Below are 15,543 nucleotides of genomic sequence, written 5' to 3'. Positions count from 1 at the left end.
GCGGTCCAGCGGCGGTCCCCCGGCGCGTCCCCGGCCGGTCAGCCGGGTCGGCCGGCGTCGACGTAGGCGATCGTCTGCGGCCCCTCGGGCAGCACGCAGACCCGCGCCCCCGGCCCGACCCGCTCCAGCTCCTCGCGCACCGCCGCGGCGACGTCCTCGACCAGGAAGAGGTGGGCCGTGCGCAGCTCCTCGTCGCTGAGGTGGGTGGTGTGCACCCCGACCCGGGCCCGGGCCAGCACCCGCGCGAGCACCTGCACCTGCCACTGGTCGGGCACGGTCTCGCTGCGCCGCGAGATGGCCTCCAGCAGCGCCTCCGGGCTGTCCTCGGAGGCGAGGACCTCGCGGAAGGTGCCGTGGTCGGGGAAGCCGTCGCGGCACTCCGCGACGCAGACGATGAGCCCGCCGGGCCGCACCACCGTGGCGGCGGCCGTCATGCCCTTCACCGCCTGGTAGAGGTTCTGGTCCAGCGGGAAGCCGGAGTTGCTGGTCACCACGACGTCGAAGAGGTCGGGCACCGCCTGCATCGACAGCTCGCGCACGACCTCGCGCGCCTCGGCGTGCATGGCCAGCAGCTCGCCCCCGAAGGCGCGGACGACCTGCTGCTCGCGGTTGAGCACCACGTCGAGGGCGAAGTCGACCCCGGTGGCCGCGGCGATGGCGCGCACGTCGTCGTGCACGGGGTTGCCCTCGCAGACCGCCCACGTCGCCCGCTCGCTGCCGATCCGGGCGGCGTCGTGGAGGGTCAGCACGGTCTCCAGGCCGGCCAGACCCGGGGCGACCAGCTTGGGTCCACCGCTGAAGCCGGCGAAGAAGTGCGGCTCGACGAAGCCCGTGGTGACCTTGACGTCGGCGTCGACCCAGTGGCGGTTGAGCCAGACCGGCACCCCGTCGCCGTGCACCCCCATCCAGCGCAGCACGTCGGGGTCGCGGCTGTCGTGGTTGACGATGCGCACGGTGTCGACCAGGTCGTCACCGAGCATGGCCCGCAGCTCGGCGTCGGTGTTGGCGCGGTGGGTGCCGGTGGCCACGAGCAGCACGAGATCCGCACGGGTCACGATCCCCTCGAGCTCGGCGAGGATCGCGCGCACCATGAGCTCGCGCGGCTGCGGACGGGTGGCGTCGCACAGCGAGATCGCCACGGTCTGTCCGGGCCGCACCAGCTCGCGCAGCGGCGGCCCGGCCACGGGGTGCGCCAGGGCCTCGCGCAGGGCGGCCGGCACGTCGGGCGCGGGCTCGCTGTGGGTCGGCGCGACCACCGTCGTGCGGTCGGCGGGGAGCTCCACGTCGAGTCCGGTGGTGCCGTAGGCGACCCGGACCGTGGTCGTCCCGGTGCGGCCCGCCGGGTCGCTCGTCGAGTCGTACGTCGCGTCGTACGTCGAGTCGCTCGTCGGATCGGCAGGGTGCGGCACGGGATCTCCTCCGGGGGGTGACGGCCGCGCCCGTGCGGCCGAGGTCCGATCCTTGGCGGCCGACCGCGTCGAGTCAAACGTCGGGCGTCAGGTCGAGCGTCGCGTCGGCCCACAGGTCGCGGACCAGGCTGATGGCGTGCTAGGGGGAGGGGCACGGTCGTGCCCCTCCCCCTGGCACCGAGGCACCTCGCCCCGAGGCCGAGGCCCGGGAGCACCCGGGCCCGAGCCCGCGCGGCTCAGCGCTTGCGCTTCTCGCGCGGTCGCTGCTCGAGCACGATCGGGGTGCCGACGAAGCCGAACTCCTCGCGCAGACGGCGCTCGATGAAGCGCTCGTAGCCCGCGTCGAGCTTGCCCGAGGTGAAGAGCACGAAGGTCGGCGGCGCGGTGGTGGCCTGGGTCCCGAAGAGGACCTTGGGCTGCTTGCCCGAGCGCACCGGGTGCGGGTGCTCGGCGACCAGGCGCCCGAGGAACGAGTTGAGCGCACCCGTGCCGATGCGGGTCTCCCAGCCCTCGACGGCCTTCTCCAGCGCCGGCACGAGGCGGTCCACGTGCCAGCCGGTGCGGGCGGTGATGTTGATCCGCGGCGCCCACTGCACCTGCACGAGCTCGCGCTCGATCTCGCGCTCGAGGTAGTAGCGGCGCTCCTCGTCGACGAGGTCCCACTTGTTGAAGGCGATGACGAGGGCACGCCCGGCCTCGCGCACGGTCTGGATGATCCGCACGTCCTGCTCGCTGATCGACTGCCCGCCGTCGACGACCAGCACCGCCACCTCGGCGCGGTCGATCGCGGTGGTCGTGCGCAGCGAGGCGTAGTACTCGTGGCCCGAGGCCTCCTTGACCCGCTTGCGGATGCCCGCGGTGTCGATGAAGCGCCAGGTCTTGCCGCCCAGCTCGATGAGCTCGTCGACGGGGTCGACGGTCGTGCCGGCGACGTTGTCGACGACGACGCGCTCGGAGCCGGCCAGCCGGTTGAGCAGGGAGGACTTGCCGACGTTGGGCTTGCCGACGATCGCGATGCGACGCGGGCCGCCCGGGGCGGCGTCGCGCTCGGGCGGGGGCTCGGGCAGGGCGGCCAGCACCGCGTCGAGCATGTCGCCCGAGCCACGGCCGTGCAGCGCGGAGACCGGCCACGGCTCGCCGAGACCGAGGTTCCAGAGACCGAAGGCCTCCGCCTCGGTGCGCTGGTCGTCCACCTTGTTGGCGGCCAGCACGACGGGCTTCTCCGAGCGGCGCAGGATCTTCACCACCGCCTCGTCGGCGTCGGTGATGCCGACCGTGGCGTCGACGACGAAGAGCACGGCGTCGGCCAGCGACACCGCGATCTCGGCCTGTCCGGCGATCCGCTCGGCCAGGCCGCGGGCGTCGGGGTCCCAGCCGCCGGTGTCGACGACGGTGAAGGCGCGACCGTTCCAGTGCGCGTCGTAGGAGACACGGTCGCGGGTCACGCCGGGCACGTCCTCGACGACGGCCTCGCGCCGGCCGATGATGCGGTTGACGAGGGTCGACTTGCCGACGTTGGGGCGGCCGACGACGGCGAGCACGGGCACCGGTCCGTCACCCGTCAGGCCGGCGTCCTCGAAGGGGTCGCCGGCGTGCTCGCTCGGGCTGTCGCTCATGGTGCTCCTTGATCGGTGACCCCGGTGGCGGGGTCGGGTTCCAGGTCTCCGGGTGGCAGCGGACCGGGGAGGTCCCGCCCGGTCGACGCGCGTGATGCGGCGAGGTGCGCCAGCATGTGCTCTCGCAACAACACCGACGTGGCGGCCACGTGTTCCTTGGTGCGCGGCCACGGCTGCGGCGGCACCGTGAACGGCGCGCCGAACACGATGTCGACCATGGTCCCACGTGGCGGGAGGTCCCCGCTCCACCCACCGGGCTCGCGGGTGCCGAGGAGGGTGACGGGCACCACGGCGGCGCCGGTCGCCAGGGCGAGGTAGGCCGCTCCGCGGTGGAAGCGCTCCAGGTCACCGGCACCGCGGCGCCCCTCGGGGAAGATGCCGACGGCCCCGTCGTCGCGCAGCACCCGCAGACAGGTCTTCAACGCCGCGGGGTCGGCGTGGAAGCGGTCGAGGGGCACCTGACCCGACCACAGCAGGAAGGTGCCCAGCCGCCCGCCGAACATCTCCGCCTTGGTCAGGGCGTGCACCGGGCGGGGCGCGAAGATGGCCAGCAGCGGGCCGTCCATGACCCCGACGTGGTTGGCGGCGAAGAGCACCGGGCCGGTCGAGGGCGTGTGCTCCGCACCCTGCACCCGCACGCGGTAGCGGCGGCGCACCAGCCACGACGAGATCGGCCGCAGCCCGTGGAGCATGGCCCGGTGCGGGAAGGGTGTCGCGTCGGTGCGCGGGAGCTCGCGGTGCGCCGTACGCCGGTCGCCGCGGTCGCGTCGGGCGAGGGACCGCGGGGTGCGCGCTCCCCGCGAGCCGGTCGCGGCGGGGGTGTCCCGCTCGTCCTGGGTGTCGCGGTGGGGCGGCGTCACGCGCGCGTCCCCACCGCCCGGACCAGCCCGACGACCTGGGCGACGACCTCGTCGAGGGTGAAGGGGGTGGTGTCGATGTGCACCGCGCCCTCGGCCATGGTCAGCGGGGCGGTGGCGCGGCTGGAGTCGATCCGGTCCCGGTCGAGCAGCACGGCCTGCGTGGCGGCCAGGTCGCTGCCGCCCTCCTCGGCGGCGCGACGGGCCGCACGCGCGGCGGGGTCGGCGGTGAGGTAGAGCTTCACCGGCGCGTCGGGGGCGACCACGGAGCCGATGTCACGGCCCTCGACGACGATGCCGGTGCCGCGGACGGCCTCGGCGATGACCTCGCGCTGCATGGTCAGCAGCCGCGCGCGCACCGCGGGCACGGTGCTGACCGGCGAGACCGAGCCGGTGACCGCGTCGGTGCGGATAGCGGCGGCGACGTCGGTGCCGTCGACGTGGATGGTGGGGGCCTCCGGGTCGGTGCCGGAGACGATCCGGGGCTCCTCGCAGCGCTCCGCGACGGCCGCGGCGTCGTGGACGTCGACACCCTGCTCGAGCATCCACCAGGTCATCGCGCGGAACATCGCCCCCGTGTCGAGGTAGGCCAGCCCGAGCCGGGCGGCCACGGCCCGGCAGGTGCTGGACTTGCCCGACCCCGAGGTGCCGTCCACCGCCACCACCGTGCCCTGTCGGGAGGCCGGGCCGTCGGCCTGACCGGGAGCCGGGGCGGGGTCGGACGCGGAGCTGGTGGCGGGGGTGGTCACGGCGCCGCAGCCTACCGGTGGGCGTCACCCCCGGCTGAATCCGTCGTCGCGGCCCTCCGGCGCTCCGCAGCCCGCCCCCCGTCACCGCCTCAGCGGTGCGTCGTCCAGCCCCGCTCCTCCAGCGACCCGAGCAGGTGCTCGGCCCGGGTGCGGTCGACCACCAGCTCGACGAGGCCGACGGGGCGACCGGGGTCGTGGTCGATGCGGATGTCCTCGATGTTGACCTCGCTGGCCACGGCGTCGGCGAAGAGGCGGGCCAGCTCGCCGGGGTGGTCGGGCACGGCTACGAAGACCGAGCGGGTCGGGGTGGCCGGGCCACCGTGCTTGCCGGGGATGCTGCGGGTGCCGGCGACGCCGCGGTCGAGCAGCAGCTCGAGGCCGGCCCGGTCGCCGGCACTGACCGCGGCGATCATCGCCTCGAGGTCGTCGCGGACCTCGGTGAGGAGCGCGGCGACGGCCTCGGCGTTGCCCGAGACGATCTGGCCGTAGAGCCGTGGGTCGCCGGCGGCCACGCGGGTGACGTCGCGGACGCCCTGGCCCGACAGGGTCAGGTGGTTCTCCGGGGCCTCGGCCAGGCGGGCGGCCACCAGGGCGGATAGCAGGTGGGGCACGTGCGAGGTGCGGGCCACGGCCCGGTCGTGCTCGGCCGGGGTGAGCCAGACCGGCACTCCCCCGCACAGTCGCACGAGGTCCTCCACGAGCTCGACGGCCTCGACGTCGGCGGCGGCGTGCGGGGTGATCGCCCAGGGTCGGCCGTCGAAGAGGGCGGCCGTGGCGGCGAGGGGGCCGGAGCGCTCGCTGCCGGCCATCGGGTGGCTGCCGACGTAGCGGTGGGCCCCGGTGCTGTCGGCGACGTCGGCGAGCGGGCCCGACTTGATGCTGCCCACGTCGGTGACGACGGCGTCGCCGTCGGCCAGGGCGGCGGCGATGACCCGTCCGAGGTGGTCGGGCGGCACCGCGACGACCACCAGCTGCGGGCGGTCGTCGGGGCGTCTCGGTCGGCCGGCGCCGAGCCCGGAGGCGGTGCGGACGTTCTCCGACGAGACGTCGGTGAGGAGCACCTCGATCCCGGCACGCGCGCAGGCCAGGCCGATCGAGGCCCCCACCAGACCGGCGCCGACGACCTCGACCGGTCCGACCAGGCGCGGGACCCGGTCGGCGACGACCGGGGCCTCCGGGGCCTCAGGCATCGGGGTCGGCGTCGGGCACCGAGCGCACCCGGGTCAGGTCGCTGCGCAGCGCGGCGGCCCCGTGGAGGTAGACGTGGGTGATGTCGGCGCGCGGGAGGTCGGTCTCGACGTGGGCCATCATCCGCACGACGCGGGGCATCGACCGCTCGATCTCGAGCTCGCGGGCGCAGATCAGCGGCACGTCGCCGAAGCCGAGCTGGCGCGCGGCGTAGGCCGGGAACTCCGAGACCAGGTCACTGGTGGCAGTGAAGATGACCGAGATGAAGTCGTCGACCTCCAGGCCGTTGGAGGTCATCGCGTCGGTGACCATCTCAGCGACGCGGTCGAGCATGTGGTCGCGGGTGTCCTCGTCGAGCTGGGTGGCCCCCCGGATGGCTCGCACTGCCACGTCTGCTCCTCGTCTCGTCGGTTCTGGTCGGTTCTCGCTGGCTCTCGCTGGGTCGCGCCGTGTCTCGCAGGTGCGCCGGTCCTCGTCGCCGGTCCCGGTCGCCGCGCCTCGCCCCTGCAGCTCGGCCGGCCTCAGGCTAGCGAGCGCCGGGCGCAGGGCCGGCGCCCGGCCTCAGAGCTGGGACGCGTCGAGCAGCACCCCGAGCTCGTCGGTGGTGAGGTCGCGCAGCTCCCCCGGGGCCAGTCGGCCCAGCTCGACCGGCCCGATGGCGGTGCGGGTCAGCCGGGTCACGGGGTGGCCGACGTGGTCGAGCAGGCGCCGCACGATGCGGTTGCGGCCCTCGTGGATGACCAGCTCGACGATGCTGCGCCCCGGGGAGTTGCGACCGTGCCCGCCGCTGACCACGCGGGCCCGCGAGACGGTCACCGGACCGTCGTCGAGCTCGACGCCCGCGAGCAGCTGCTTGAGGGTGCGCTGGTAGACCTCGCCCTCGACCTCGGCGACGTAGGTCTTGTCGACCTCGTAGGACGGGTGGGCCATCCGCTGGGCGAAGTCGCCGTCGTTGGTGAGCATCAGCAGGCCCGAGGTGTCGGTGTCGAGGCGCCCGACGTGGAAGAGCCGCTCGGGACGGTCGGCCACGACGTCGGAGAGCGTGCGCCGCCCCTCGGGGTCCGACATCGTCGAGACGACGCCGCGCGGCTTGTTCAGCACCAGGTAGACGTGGGGGCTGATCGGTGGCAGCCGCTTGCCGTCGACGCGGATCACCGCGGTGCGCGGGTCGACCTTCGTGCCGAGCCGGGTCACCACCTCGCCGTCGACGACCACGTGGCCCTCGAGCATCAGCTCCTCGCACTTGCGTCGCGAGGCGACGCCCGACTGGGCCAGCAGCTTCTGCAGCCGGATCTGGCCGTCGTCGTCGGTCTGCACCTGCGGGCCGCTGCCCTGCCGGTCGCCGGTCTGCTCGCCGGTCTGGTCGCCGGTCTGGTCGCCGGTCTGGTCGCTGGTCACGTGGGCTCCGTTCCACCGTCGGGCTCGGTGCCCGGTCCGGTCCGTGGCGCGGCCGCGGCGGCCACGCTCTCGAGGTCGTCCTCGAGGTCGTCCATGTCAGGGAGGTAGGGCGCGAGCTCGGGCAGCTCGTCGAGCGAGGTCACCCCGATGCGCTCCAGGAAGTACATGGTGGTGCGGTAGAGGTGGGCGCCGGTCTCGGCGTCGTTGCCGGCCTCCTCGACCAGACCGCGCGCGAGCAGGGTGCGCATCACCCCGTCGACGTTGACGCCGCGCACCGCCGAGACGCGGGCCCGCGAGACGGGCTGCTTGTAGGCCACGACCGCGAGCGTCTCGAGCGCGGCCTGGGTCAGCCGCGCCGACTGCCCCTCGAGCACGAAGGCCTCCACCACCGCGGCGTGCTCCTCGCGGGTGTAGTAGCGCCAGCCACCGGCCACGTGGCGCAGCTCGAAGCCGCGGCCCTGCTCGGCGTACTCCTCGGCCAGCAGCTGCAGCGCCGCCACGACGTCGGCCACGGGGTGGCGCACCGCTGTGGCCAGCGAGACGGCGTCGAGGGGCTGGTCGGCCACCATCAGCACGGCCTCGAGGGAGGGCCGCAGCGCCACGACCGGTACGCCGTCACCCTGCGGTCCCCTCGAGGTCGCCTCCGCGCCTGCGGGGCCGGTGTCCTGCTCGCTCACGGGTGCTCCTGCGTCGTCGCGGGGTCGGGCTGGGGGTCGGGGTCAGGATCGGCACCGGGCTCGGGCGGAGCGCCGTCGAACTCGTCGGTGACCAGGTCCTCGACGTCGGTGTCCTCGTCGCCGGTCCAGCGCACGCTCAGCTCCCCGAGCGGGTCGACCTGGTCGAAGGACACCACGCCCTCGCGGAAGAGCTCGAGCAGCGACAGGAAGCGTGCCACGGTGGTGAGGGTGTCGGGGGCGTCGCCGCACAGGGCGCGGAAGGTGAGCGTGCCGGCGCGGCGCAGCCGCTCGGCGACCACGGCGGCCTGCTCGCGCACCGACACGGTGGTGGCGTGGATGTGCTGGAGGGAGACCTCGGGCAGCGGCTTGGGCTCCAGGGCGCGCGCCGCCAGCGCCGCGAACTGCTCGAGACCGATGCCGATCAGCACCTCGGGGAGCAGCGTGGCGAAGCGCTCCTCCAGCCCGACCGCGCGGGGGTGGCGCAGCGACTCCCCGGCCAGGCGACGCTCGAGCACCCCGGCGACCTGCTTGAACGCCTTGTACTGCAGCAGCCGGGCGAAGAGCAGGTCGCGGGCCTCGAGCAGCGCCAGGTCCTCCTCGTCCTCGACGTCTCCCTGGGGCAGCAGCCGGGCCGCCTTGAGGTCGAGCAGGGTGGAGGCCACCAGGAGGAACGAGGTGGTCCGCTCGAGGTCGCCCACCGCGTCGCGAGGGCCCCCGCCGGGCACGGGGCGGTCGCGCAGGGCCCTGACGTGGGCGATGAACTCGTCGGTCACCTGCGAGAGGCTGACCTCGGTCACGTCGAGCTTGTGCTTGGAGATCAGGCTCAGCAGCAGGTCGAAGGGTCCCTCGAAGTTGACCAGCCTGACCTCGAAGGCGTCCGAGCCGGCAGGGCCGGCCCCCTCGCCGGCCACGTCACCGGCCACGTCACCGGCCACGTCACCAGCCACGTCACCAGCCACGGTCCCGACCGTGGTCACTCCCGGGTCAGCCGCCGCACGAGCGCGCTGTCCTCGCCGTCGGCCTCGAAGTCGGCCAGCACCATCGCGACGGCCTCCCGCACGAGCCGGCCGCGGTCCACGGCCAGCCCGTGGCCGCTGCGCAGCGCGAGGCGCGCGTGCTCGATGGCCAGCAGCTCCTCGGAGGTGATGTAGACCGTCATCTTCTCGTCGTGGCGCACCCGGCCGCTCGGCCTGGCCGGCCCGCGCCGCGCGCGTGGCGTCGCGGCGGGATCGGCGGGCTCGCCGGCGGATCCGGCGCCCCGGTCGTCGGCTGGGGCGCCGGGCGCCCCGTCGGGCGCACGGTCGGGGGCGGCTCCGGGGGCGTCCGGGGAGTCGGGCGACGCGTGGTCGCCGGTCTGCGGCGGGGTCGGGTCGGCCGTCGGGCGGAAGAGGTCGTCGGCCGAGGGGAGGCTCACCCGGCGAGCCACCGGGCCAGCACCTCCTTGGCCAGCGTGCGGTAGGAGTCGGCGCCGGCGGAGGCCGAGGCGTAGGACGTGATGGGCTCGCCGGCGACGGTGGCGTCGGAGAACTTCACGGTGCGCCGGATCACGGTGTGGAAGACGGTGTCGCCCCAGGCCTGCACCAGTCGCTCCATGACCTCGCGGCTGTGCAGGGTGCGCCCGTCGAACATGGTGCCGAGCACGCCGTCGATCTCCAGGCGCGGGTTGAGCCGCTCGCGCACCTTGTCGATGGTGGTCTTGAGCAGCGCCACGCCGCGCAGCGCGAAGTACTCGCACTCCAGCGGCACGATGACCCCGTCGGAGGCGGTCAGCGCGTTGACGGTGAGCAGCCCCAGCGAGGGCTGGCAGTCGATGATGATGACGTCGTAGCGCTCCAGCGCGGGCGCGAGCACCCGCTGCAGGGTCTGCTCGCGCGCGACCTCCTGCACCAGCTGCACCTCGGCGGCGGAGAGGTCGATGTTGGAGGGCAGCAGGTCCATGCCGGGCACCCCGGAGGGCACGACGACGTCCTCGAGGGTGACGTCGCGCTCCATCAGCAGGTTGTAGACCGTCATGTCCATCTCGTGGGGGTTGAGCCCCAGCCCGACCGACAGCGAGCCCTGCGGGTCGAAGTCGACGAGGAGCACCTTGCGACCGAACTCCGCGAGCGACGCACCGAGGTTGATCGTCGTGGTGGTCTTGCCCACGCCGCCCTTCTGGTTGCACATCGACACCACGCGCGCGCGCCCGTGCTCGGCCACGGGGCCGGGCTCGGGGATCAGCGGCATGGGGCGGCCGGTGGGGCCGAGGTCGCCGACGGCGGTCGCCTTCGCGGAGACCGCCGGGGTGGCCGGCCGCGCCGAGGGCGGGCGCTCGAACGGGAGGGGCTCGGTCAACTGCTGCTCTTCTCCGAGGGTGGGGGTCGGCGTGCGGAACCGGGGCGGCATCTCGTGGGCGCTGCTGCCCCCGGGTCCGGGGACCATTCCACCATCGCTCATCGGGCGCTCCTCGCTCGGGATCCCCACGTCGGCGCCACCGGGGCGCCGCACCGGGATCCTGCCTCCGTGTCGACACGACGACATGTCGGTCGACGTCCGCGCGAGCCTAGGTCCGCCCACCCCCGGCGACAACCCGGTGGCCGTCCTCCCCAGGCCGGTGCCCTGATCTGTGCACGGAGTGTGGAGGAGGTCCCGGGGTTCTGCACAGGCACCTCCCCACCTGGGGACGAAGCTGTGGAGGAGCCGGTGCGGTCCGAGCGGCCTCAGACCACCAGGTCGGCGTAGTCGGGGTGCTTGCCGATCCAGCCGGCGATGAAGGGGCACTGCGGCTCCACGCGGCGCTCCCCCGCCGCCCGCACCTCGTCCAGCGCCGCGCGGGCCAGCGCCGAGCCGACGCCGCGGCCCTCGAAGCCGTCGCGCACGACCGTGTGGGTGAAGACCACCCGGGCCGGGTCGTCGGCGAGCTCGTAGACCGCGACACCGGCCAGCTCGGGCCCGTCGTACGCCGCCCAGCGCGACTCGCCCGGCTCGTGCCTGACCGTGACCCCCGACGTCCGCGCCTGCTCGCTCATGGCCCCAGCCTAGGCCGCGACCGGGCTCACGCCCCCGAGGCGCGAGCGGTGTAGACCGACAGCACGACCCCGCCCGCGAGGGTGCTGCTGGAGACGTGCGTGAACCGGCGCAGACCCGCGCCGCGGACCACGGGCACGCCCTCGCCGAGGAGCACCGGGTGCACCTTGAGGTGGATCTCGTCGATCTCCTCGACGAGCTGCCCGGCGAGGTCGCCGCCCCCGCACAGCCAGATGTCGCCCCCCGGCGCGGCCTTGAGCTCCCTGACGCGGGCCGCGAGGTCGCCCTCCCACCGGTGCTGGGTCGGGTCCTCGGGCAGGTCGGCGTGGGTCGCGACGTACTGCGTGAGGTGCGGGTAGGCGCTGGTCAGCCCGGCCGCGAGCGCCGGACGGTGGGTGGCCGCGCCCATGACGACGGTGTCGAAGCGCACCGGCGGGCCGCTGATGCCGAAGGCCTCGCGCAGGTGGGCGGGGCAGGTGTCGGGGTAGGCCGCGAGCGCGGCGGCGGCCGACTCCAGGTCCTCCTCGAGCACGGAGGTGTCGCCGTCGGGTCCGGCGATGAAGCCGTCGAGGGAGGTGGCGACCAGGTAGACCAGCGAGCGCACGGGCAGCTCCTCGGTGTGGGGGGCGCGGGCGCCCAGGCTCACAGCCCCCGCCACCCCACCGCAACCGCATTCACCCCCGGTGGTCGAGCAGCCAGCCCACCCCCGGTGCTCGAGCAGCGAGCCCACCCCCGGTGGTTGAGGAGCGAGCGCCAGCGAGCGTCTCGAAACCACCCACCACCCCGGTGCTCGACCAGCGACCCCACGCGCGGTGGTCGAGCAGCGGGCGCCGGCGAGCGTCTCGAAACCACCCACCACCCCGGTGCTCGACCAGCGAGCCCACCCCCGGTGGTTGAGGAGCGAGCGCCAGCGAGCGTCTCGAAACCACCCACCACCCCGGTGCTCGACCAGCGAGCCCACGCGCGGCGGTCGAGCAGCGGACGCCGGCGAGCGTCTCGAGACCACCACTCGCCCGGCGGCCCGGCCTCAGCCCCCCAGCCGCCGGAACGCGGTGGTGGCCAGCACCAGCTCGCCGATCTCGTCGGAGGCGTCGAGGTCGGCGGTGGCCTCCACGATCCAGTCGTGGTGCCCCTCGGGGTCGTGCACGGTCTGGCGCACCAGCAGCAGCCGCGCCGTGCCCTCGTCCCCGTCGTCGTCGACCCCGGCGGGCACGCCGACCGTCTCCTCCACCTGCAGCAGCGCGGGCCCGCGCGCGTCGGGCCCCAGGTCGACCCGGTCGTGCTCGGCGTAGTAGTCCTCGATCGCGGCGTCCCACACCGAGCGGGTGACGACGACCGCGCGGGGCGGGTCGGTGCGGTCGGCCGAGGCCCGCTCGAGGGCCATCAGGCCGTCGAGGTCGTCGCGCGCCACGAGCTCCACCCGGCGCCACATCGCGTTGCGCACCATGACGGCGAAGGCCCGGCCCTGCTTGGAGATCGGGCGCGGCGAGGCGGGCGGGCCGGAGCCGGCGAGCTCCGCCGCGCGCCGGGCGACGGCCTCGGGGTCGGTCATCGCCTCCCACTCGTCGAGCAGCGAGGAGTCGGTCTGGCGGATCGTCTCGCCCAGCCACTCGGCGAGGTCGTCGAGCTCGGGGGTGCGGTGGCGCTCGGGCACGGTCACGCGCAGCGTGCGGTAGGCGTCGGTGAGGTAGCGCAGCACCAGGCCCTCGGAGCGGGCGAGCTGGTAGCGGCTCACGAAGTCGGTGAAGCCCATCCCCTGCTCGTACATCTCGCGCACGATCGACTTCGGCGCCAGCGCGTCCTCGGAGAGCCACGGGTGGCTCTGCCGGTAGATCTCGTACGTCGTGCCCAACAGCTCCGCGAGGGGCTGGGGCCACGTGATCTCGTCGAGCAGCGCCATCCGCTCGTCGTACTCCACGCCGTCGGCCTTCAGCTCGGCGACGGCCTCGCCGCGCGCGGCCCACTGCTGGGCGAGCAGGATCTGCCGGGGCGCCTCGAGCACGGCCTCGACGACCGAGACGAGGTCGAGGGTGTGGTCGTCGGCCTCGGGGTCGAGCACCTCGAAGGCGGCCAGCGCGAAGTGCGCCAGCGGCTGGTTGAGGGCGAAGTCGTCAGGCAGGTCGACGGTGAGCACGTAGCGCCGGCCCAGCTCGTCGGGCTCCTCGAGCCGGGTCACGGTGCCCGACTGCACCAGGCTGCGGGTCAGCCGCAGGGCACGGCGCGCCAGGCGCACGCGGTTGCGGCGGTCCTCGTGGTTGTCGGTGAGCAGCCGCCGCAGCACCGCGAAGGCGTCCTCGTCGCGGGCCAGGACGTTGATGATCATCGAGTTGTCGACCCGCATGCGCGAGACCAGCTGCTCGGGGGTGCCCTCGACGAGCTTGTCGAAGGTCTGCTCGGTCCACACCACCGAGCCCTCGGGGGGCTTGCGCAGCTGGGCCTTGCTCTTGCGCTTGGCCTGCTTCTCCGCGCTCATCGCGGCGTTCTTGGCCTCGGCCTTGCGCTTGGCCTTCTCGTTCTCGATGGTGTGCTCGGGGGCCTGCACGACCACGTACCCGCGGGTGTCGTAGCCGGCCCGGCCGGCCCTCCCTGCGATCTGGAGGAACTCGCGGCTGCGCAGCACCCGCTGCCGGTTGCCGTCGAACTTCGCGAGCCCGGTGAAGAGCACCGTGCGGATCGGCACGTTGATGCCGACGCCGAGGGTGTCGGTGCCGCAGATGACCGAGAGCAGACCGGCCTGGGCCAGCTGCTCGACCACGCGTCGGTAGCGGGGCAGCATGCCGGCGTGGTGCACGCCGATGCCGCGGCGCAGCAGCTTGGAGAGGGTCTTGCCGAAGCCGGCGCCGAAGCGGAAGCCCGCGAGCAGCTCGGCCAGCTCGTCGGCCGGCTTGGGCACCCACTTCGCGTTGAGCAGCGCGGTGGCCTGCTCGACCGCGGCGGCCTGGGTGAAGTGCACGACGTAGACGGGGGCCTGGCCGGTGGTGACCAGCTCCTCGAGCTGCTCGAGCAGCGGGGTGAGCGACCAGGTGAAGTCCAGCGGCACGGGCCGCTCGGCGTCGTCGACCACGGCGGTCTCGCGCCCGGTGCGCCGGGTGAGGTCGGCGGCGAGGTCCGTGACGTCGCCGAGGGTCGCCGACATCAGCAGGAACTGCACGTCGGTCAGCTCGATCAGCGGCACCTGCCAGGCCCAGCCGCGGTCGGGCTCGGCGTAGAAGTGGAACTCGTCCATCACGACCAGGCCGACGTCGGCGCCCGCCCCCTCCCGCAGCGCCAGGTTGGCCAGGACCTCGGCGGTGCAGCAGATGATCGGGGCGTCGGCGTTGACCGACGCGTCGCCGGTGAGCATGCCGACGTTGTCGGCCCCGAAGACCTGGCAGAGCGCGAAGAACTTCTCGCTCACCAGCGCCTTGATGGGCGCGGTGTAGAAGGACACCTCGTCGCGGGCCAGCGCCGCGGCGTGGGCGGCCACCGCCACGAGCGACTTGCCCGACCCGGTGGGGGTGGCCAGCACGACGTTGCTGCCCCCCAGCAGCTCGATGACGGCCTCGTCCTGGTGGGGGTAGAGCGAGACCCCGGTGCCCGCGGCCCAGGCCACGACGGCGTCGTAGACCTCGTCGTCGCCGGCGCCCACGCGCGGCGGCCAGGCGGCGGCCGCGCCCTCGGCGGCGCTCATCCGCGCGCTCGCGGGTGGGAGGTGGCGAAGACCTCGCGCAGGTTGTCCACCGTCACCAGCGTGTAGACCTGGGTGGTGGTCACAGAGGCGTGGCCCAGGAGTTCCTGCACGACGCGGACGTCGGCGCCCCCGTCGAGCAGGTGGGTGGCGAAGGAGTGGCGCAGCGTGTGCGGGGAGACGTCGCGGGTCACGCCGGCCCGGTCGGCGGCCTTGGCCAGCACGGCCCAGGCCGACTGCCGCGAGAGCCGGCCCCCGCGGGCGTTGACGAAGAGCGCTCCGGCCGGGCCCGTGCCCGTCGCGGCTGCGACCAGCTCCGGGCGACCACGCACGAGGTAGGCCTCCACCGCCTCCAGGGCGTAGGAGCCGACCGGCACGATCCGCTCCTTGCCGCCCTTGCCGCGCAGCAGCACCGTGCCCGGCACGGCGGCCAGCCCGGGCTCGGCGGCGCCGCTGCGGTCGAGGTCGTCGACGTCGAGCCCGACGGCCTCCGAGATCCGCGCACCGGTGCCGTAGAGCACCTCCAGCAGCGCCCGGTCGCGCAGCGCGAGCGCGGTGCCGGGGGCGCCCGCGGCCTCCAGGATCGCCTCCACGTCCGACAGGGGCAGCGCCTTGGGCAGCCGCTTGGCCGGGGCCGGCGGCTTCACCCCGGCCGCCGGGTCGGCCTGGGCGAGGCCGTCGGCCACGGCGAAGCGGTGGAAGCCGCGCACGGCCACCACCGTGCGGGCCGCCGACGTCGCGCTCAGCGGCGGGTGCTCGGCGTCGCCCTCGCGCAGCGCGACGAGGAAGTCCGAGACCACCGCCTCGGTCACCTCGTCGAGGCTCGAGACCCCGCGGGCCGCGAGGTGGGCGAGGTAGCGGCGCAGGTCGCGGCGGTAGGACGACAGCGTGTTGGTCGCCAGGCCGCGCTCGACCGAGAGGTGGTCGAGGTAGGTGCGCACGGCGACACGGGGGCCCGTCAGGTCCCCGGTGCCTC

Annotated in this window: 15 protein-coding genes; all 15 read right to left on the bottom strand. The window is 74.4% G+C overall.

The window, feature by feature from the left end; all coding sequences use genetic code 11:
- Positions 1-38 precede the first annotated feature (38 nt).
- On the bottom strand, positions 39-1,409 hold the full coding sequence (gene larA / locus M3673_RS07635; protein ID WP_251532818.1) for a nickel-dependent lactate racemase: 1,371 nt from the start codon (positions 1,407-1,409) through the stop codon (positions 39-41).
- A 236-nt stretch (positions 1,410-1,645) separates the two neighbouring features.
- Positions 1,646-3,025: a ribosome biogenesis GTPase Der gene (gene der, locus M3673_RS07630; protein ID WP_193660765.1), complete on the bottom strand. Its 1,380-nt coding sequence runs from the start codon at positions 3,023-3,025 to the stop codon at positions 1,646-1,648.
- Positions 3,022-3,885, bottom strand: a complete 864-nt coding sequence (locus M3673_RS07625) for a lysophospholipid acyltransferase family protein (RefSeq protein WP_251532817.1) — start codon at positions 3,883-3,885, stop codon at positions 3,022-3,024. Before M3673_RS07625 ends, der begins: the two co-directional genes overlap by 4 nt.
- On the bottom strand, positions 3,882-4,631 hold the full coding sequence (gene cmk, locus M3673_RS07620; RefSeq protein WP_308196113.1) for a (d)CMP kinase: 750 nt from the start codon (positions 4,629-4,631) through the stop codon (positions 3,882-3,884). The genes M3673_RS07625 and cmk overlap by 4 nt, the downstream gene beginning before the upstream one ends.
- 89 nt (positions 4,632-4,720) lie before the next feature.
- A complete protein-coding gene (locus M3673_RS07615; protein ID WP_251532816.1) occupies positions 4,721-5,821 on the bottom strand; it encodes a prephenate dehydrogenase in 1,101 nt (366 codons plus the stop codon).
- Positions 5,814-6,209, bottom strand: a complete 396-nt coding sequence (gene aroH / locus M3673_RS07610) for a chorismate mutase (protein ID WP_056904124.1) — start codon at positions 6,207-6,209, stop codon at positions 5,814-5,816. Before aroH ends, M3673_RS07615 begins: the two co-directional genes overlap by 8 nt.
- 171 nt (positions 6,210-6,380) lie before the next feature.
- Positions 6,381-7,136: a pseudouridine synthase gene (locus M3673_RS07605; RefSeq protein ID WP_056904326.1), complete on the bottom strand. Its 756-nt coding sequence runs from the start codon at positions 7,134-7,136 to the stop codon at positions 6,381-6,383.
- A gap of 77 nt (positions 7,137-7,213) precedes the next feature.
- Positions 7,214-7,894: an SMC-Scp complex subunit ScpB gene (gene scpB / locus M3673_RS07600; protein ID WP_374108193.1), complete on the bottom strand. Its 681-nt coding sequence runs from the start codon at positions 7,892-7,894 to the stop codon at positions 7,214-7,216.
- Positions 7,891-8,841: a ScpA family protein gene (locus tag M3673_RS07595; RefSeq protein ID WP_374108192.1), complete on the bottom strand. Its 951-nt coding sequence runs from the start codon at positions 8,839-8,841 to the stop codon at positions 7,891-7,893. Before M3673_RS07595 ends, scpB begins: the two co-directional genes overlap by 4 nt.
- Before the next feature lie 26 nt (positions 8,842-8,867).
- Positions 8,868-9,308 carry a hypothetical protein gene (locus M3673_RS07590; protein WP_374108191.1) on the bottom strand — a complete coding sequence of 147 codons (441 nt, stop codon included), beginning with the start codon at positions 9,306-9,308 and terminating at the stop codon, positions 8,868-8,870.
- Complete coding sequence (locus tag M3673_RS07585) at positions 9,305-10,279, bottom strand: ParA family protein (protein ID WP_156697927.1); 975 nt, start codon at positions 10,277-10,279, stop codon at positions 9,305-9,307. Before M3673_RS07585 ends, M3673_RS07590 begins: the two co-directional genes overlap by 4 nt.
- Before the next feature lie 314 nt (positions 10,280-10,593).
- The gene (locus tag M3673_RS07580; protein WP_251532814.1) at positions 10,594-10,902 is read right to left on the bottom strand and encodes a GNAT family N-acetyltransferase; all 309 of its coding nucleotides are present in this window, start codon (positions 10,900-10,902) and stop codon (positions 10,594-10,596) included.
- Positions 10,903-10,928: 26 nt separating this feature from the next.
- On the bottom strand, positions 10,929-11,546 hold the full coding sequence (locus tag M3673_RS07575) for a dihydrofolate reductase family protein (RefSeq protein WP_251532813.1): 618 nt from the start codon (positions 11,544-11,546) through the stop codon (positions 10,929-10,931).
- A 381-nt stretch (positions 11,547-11,927) separates the two neighbouring features.
- Positions 11,928-14,570, bottom strand: a complete 2,643-nt coding sequence (locus M3673_RS07570) for an RNA helicase (RefSeq protein WP_251532812.1) — start codon at positions 14,568-14,570, stop codon at positions 11,928-11,930.
- Positions 14,567-15,508, bottom strand: a complete 942-nt coding sequence (locus M3673_RS07565; protein WP_193661507.1) for a site-specific tyrosine recombinase XerD — start codon at positions 15,506-15,508, stop codon at positions 14,567-14,569. The genes M3673_RS07570 and M3673_RS07565 overlap by 4 nt, the downstream gene beginning before the upstream one ends.
- Between the last annotated feature and the right edge of the window lie 35 nt (positions 15,509-15,543).

Origin of the sequence: Nocardioides sp. P86, assembly GCF_023712465.1 — a bacterium.
GTDB lineage: Bacteria > Actinomycetota > Actinomycetes > Propionibacteriales > Nocardioidaceae > Nocardioides > Nocardioides kribbensis.
The sequence above is the reverse complement of the archived record's forward strand: the minus strand, read 5'-3'. Positions and strand labels throughout refer to the sequence as shown.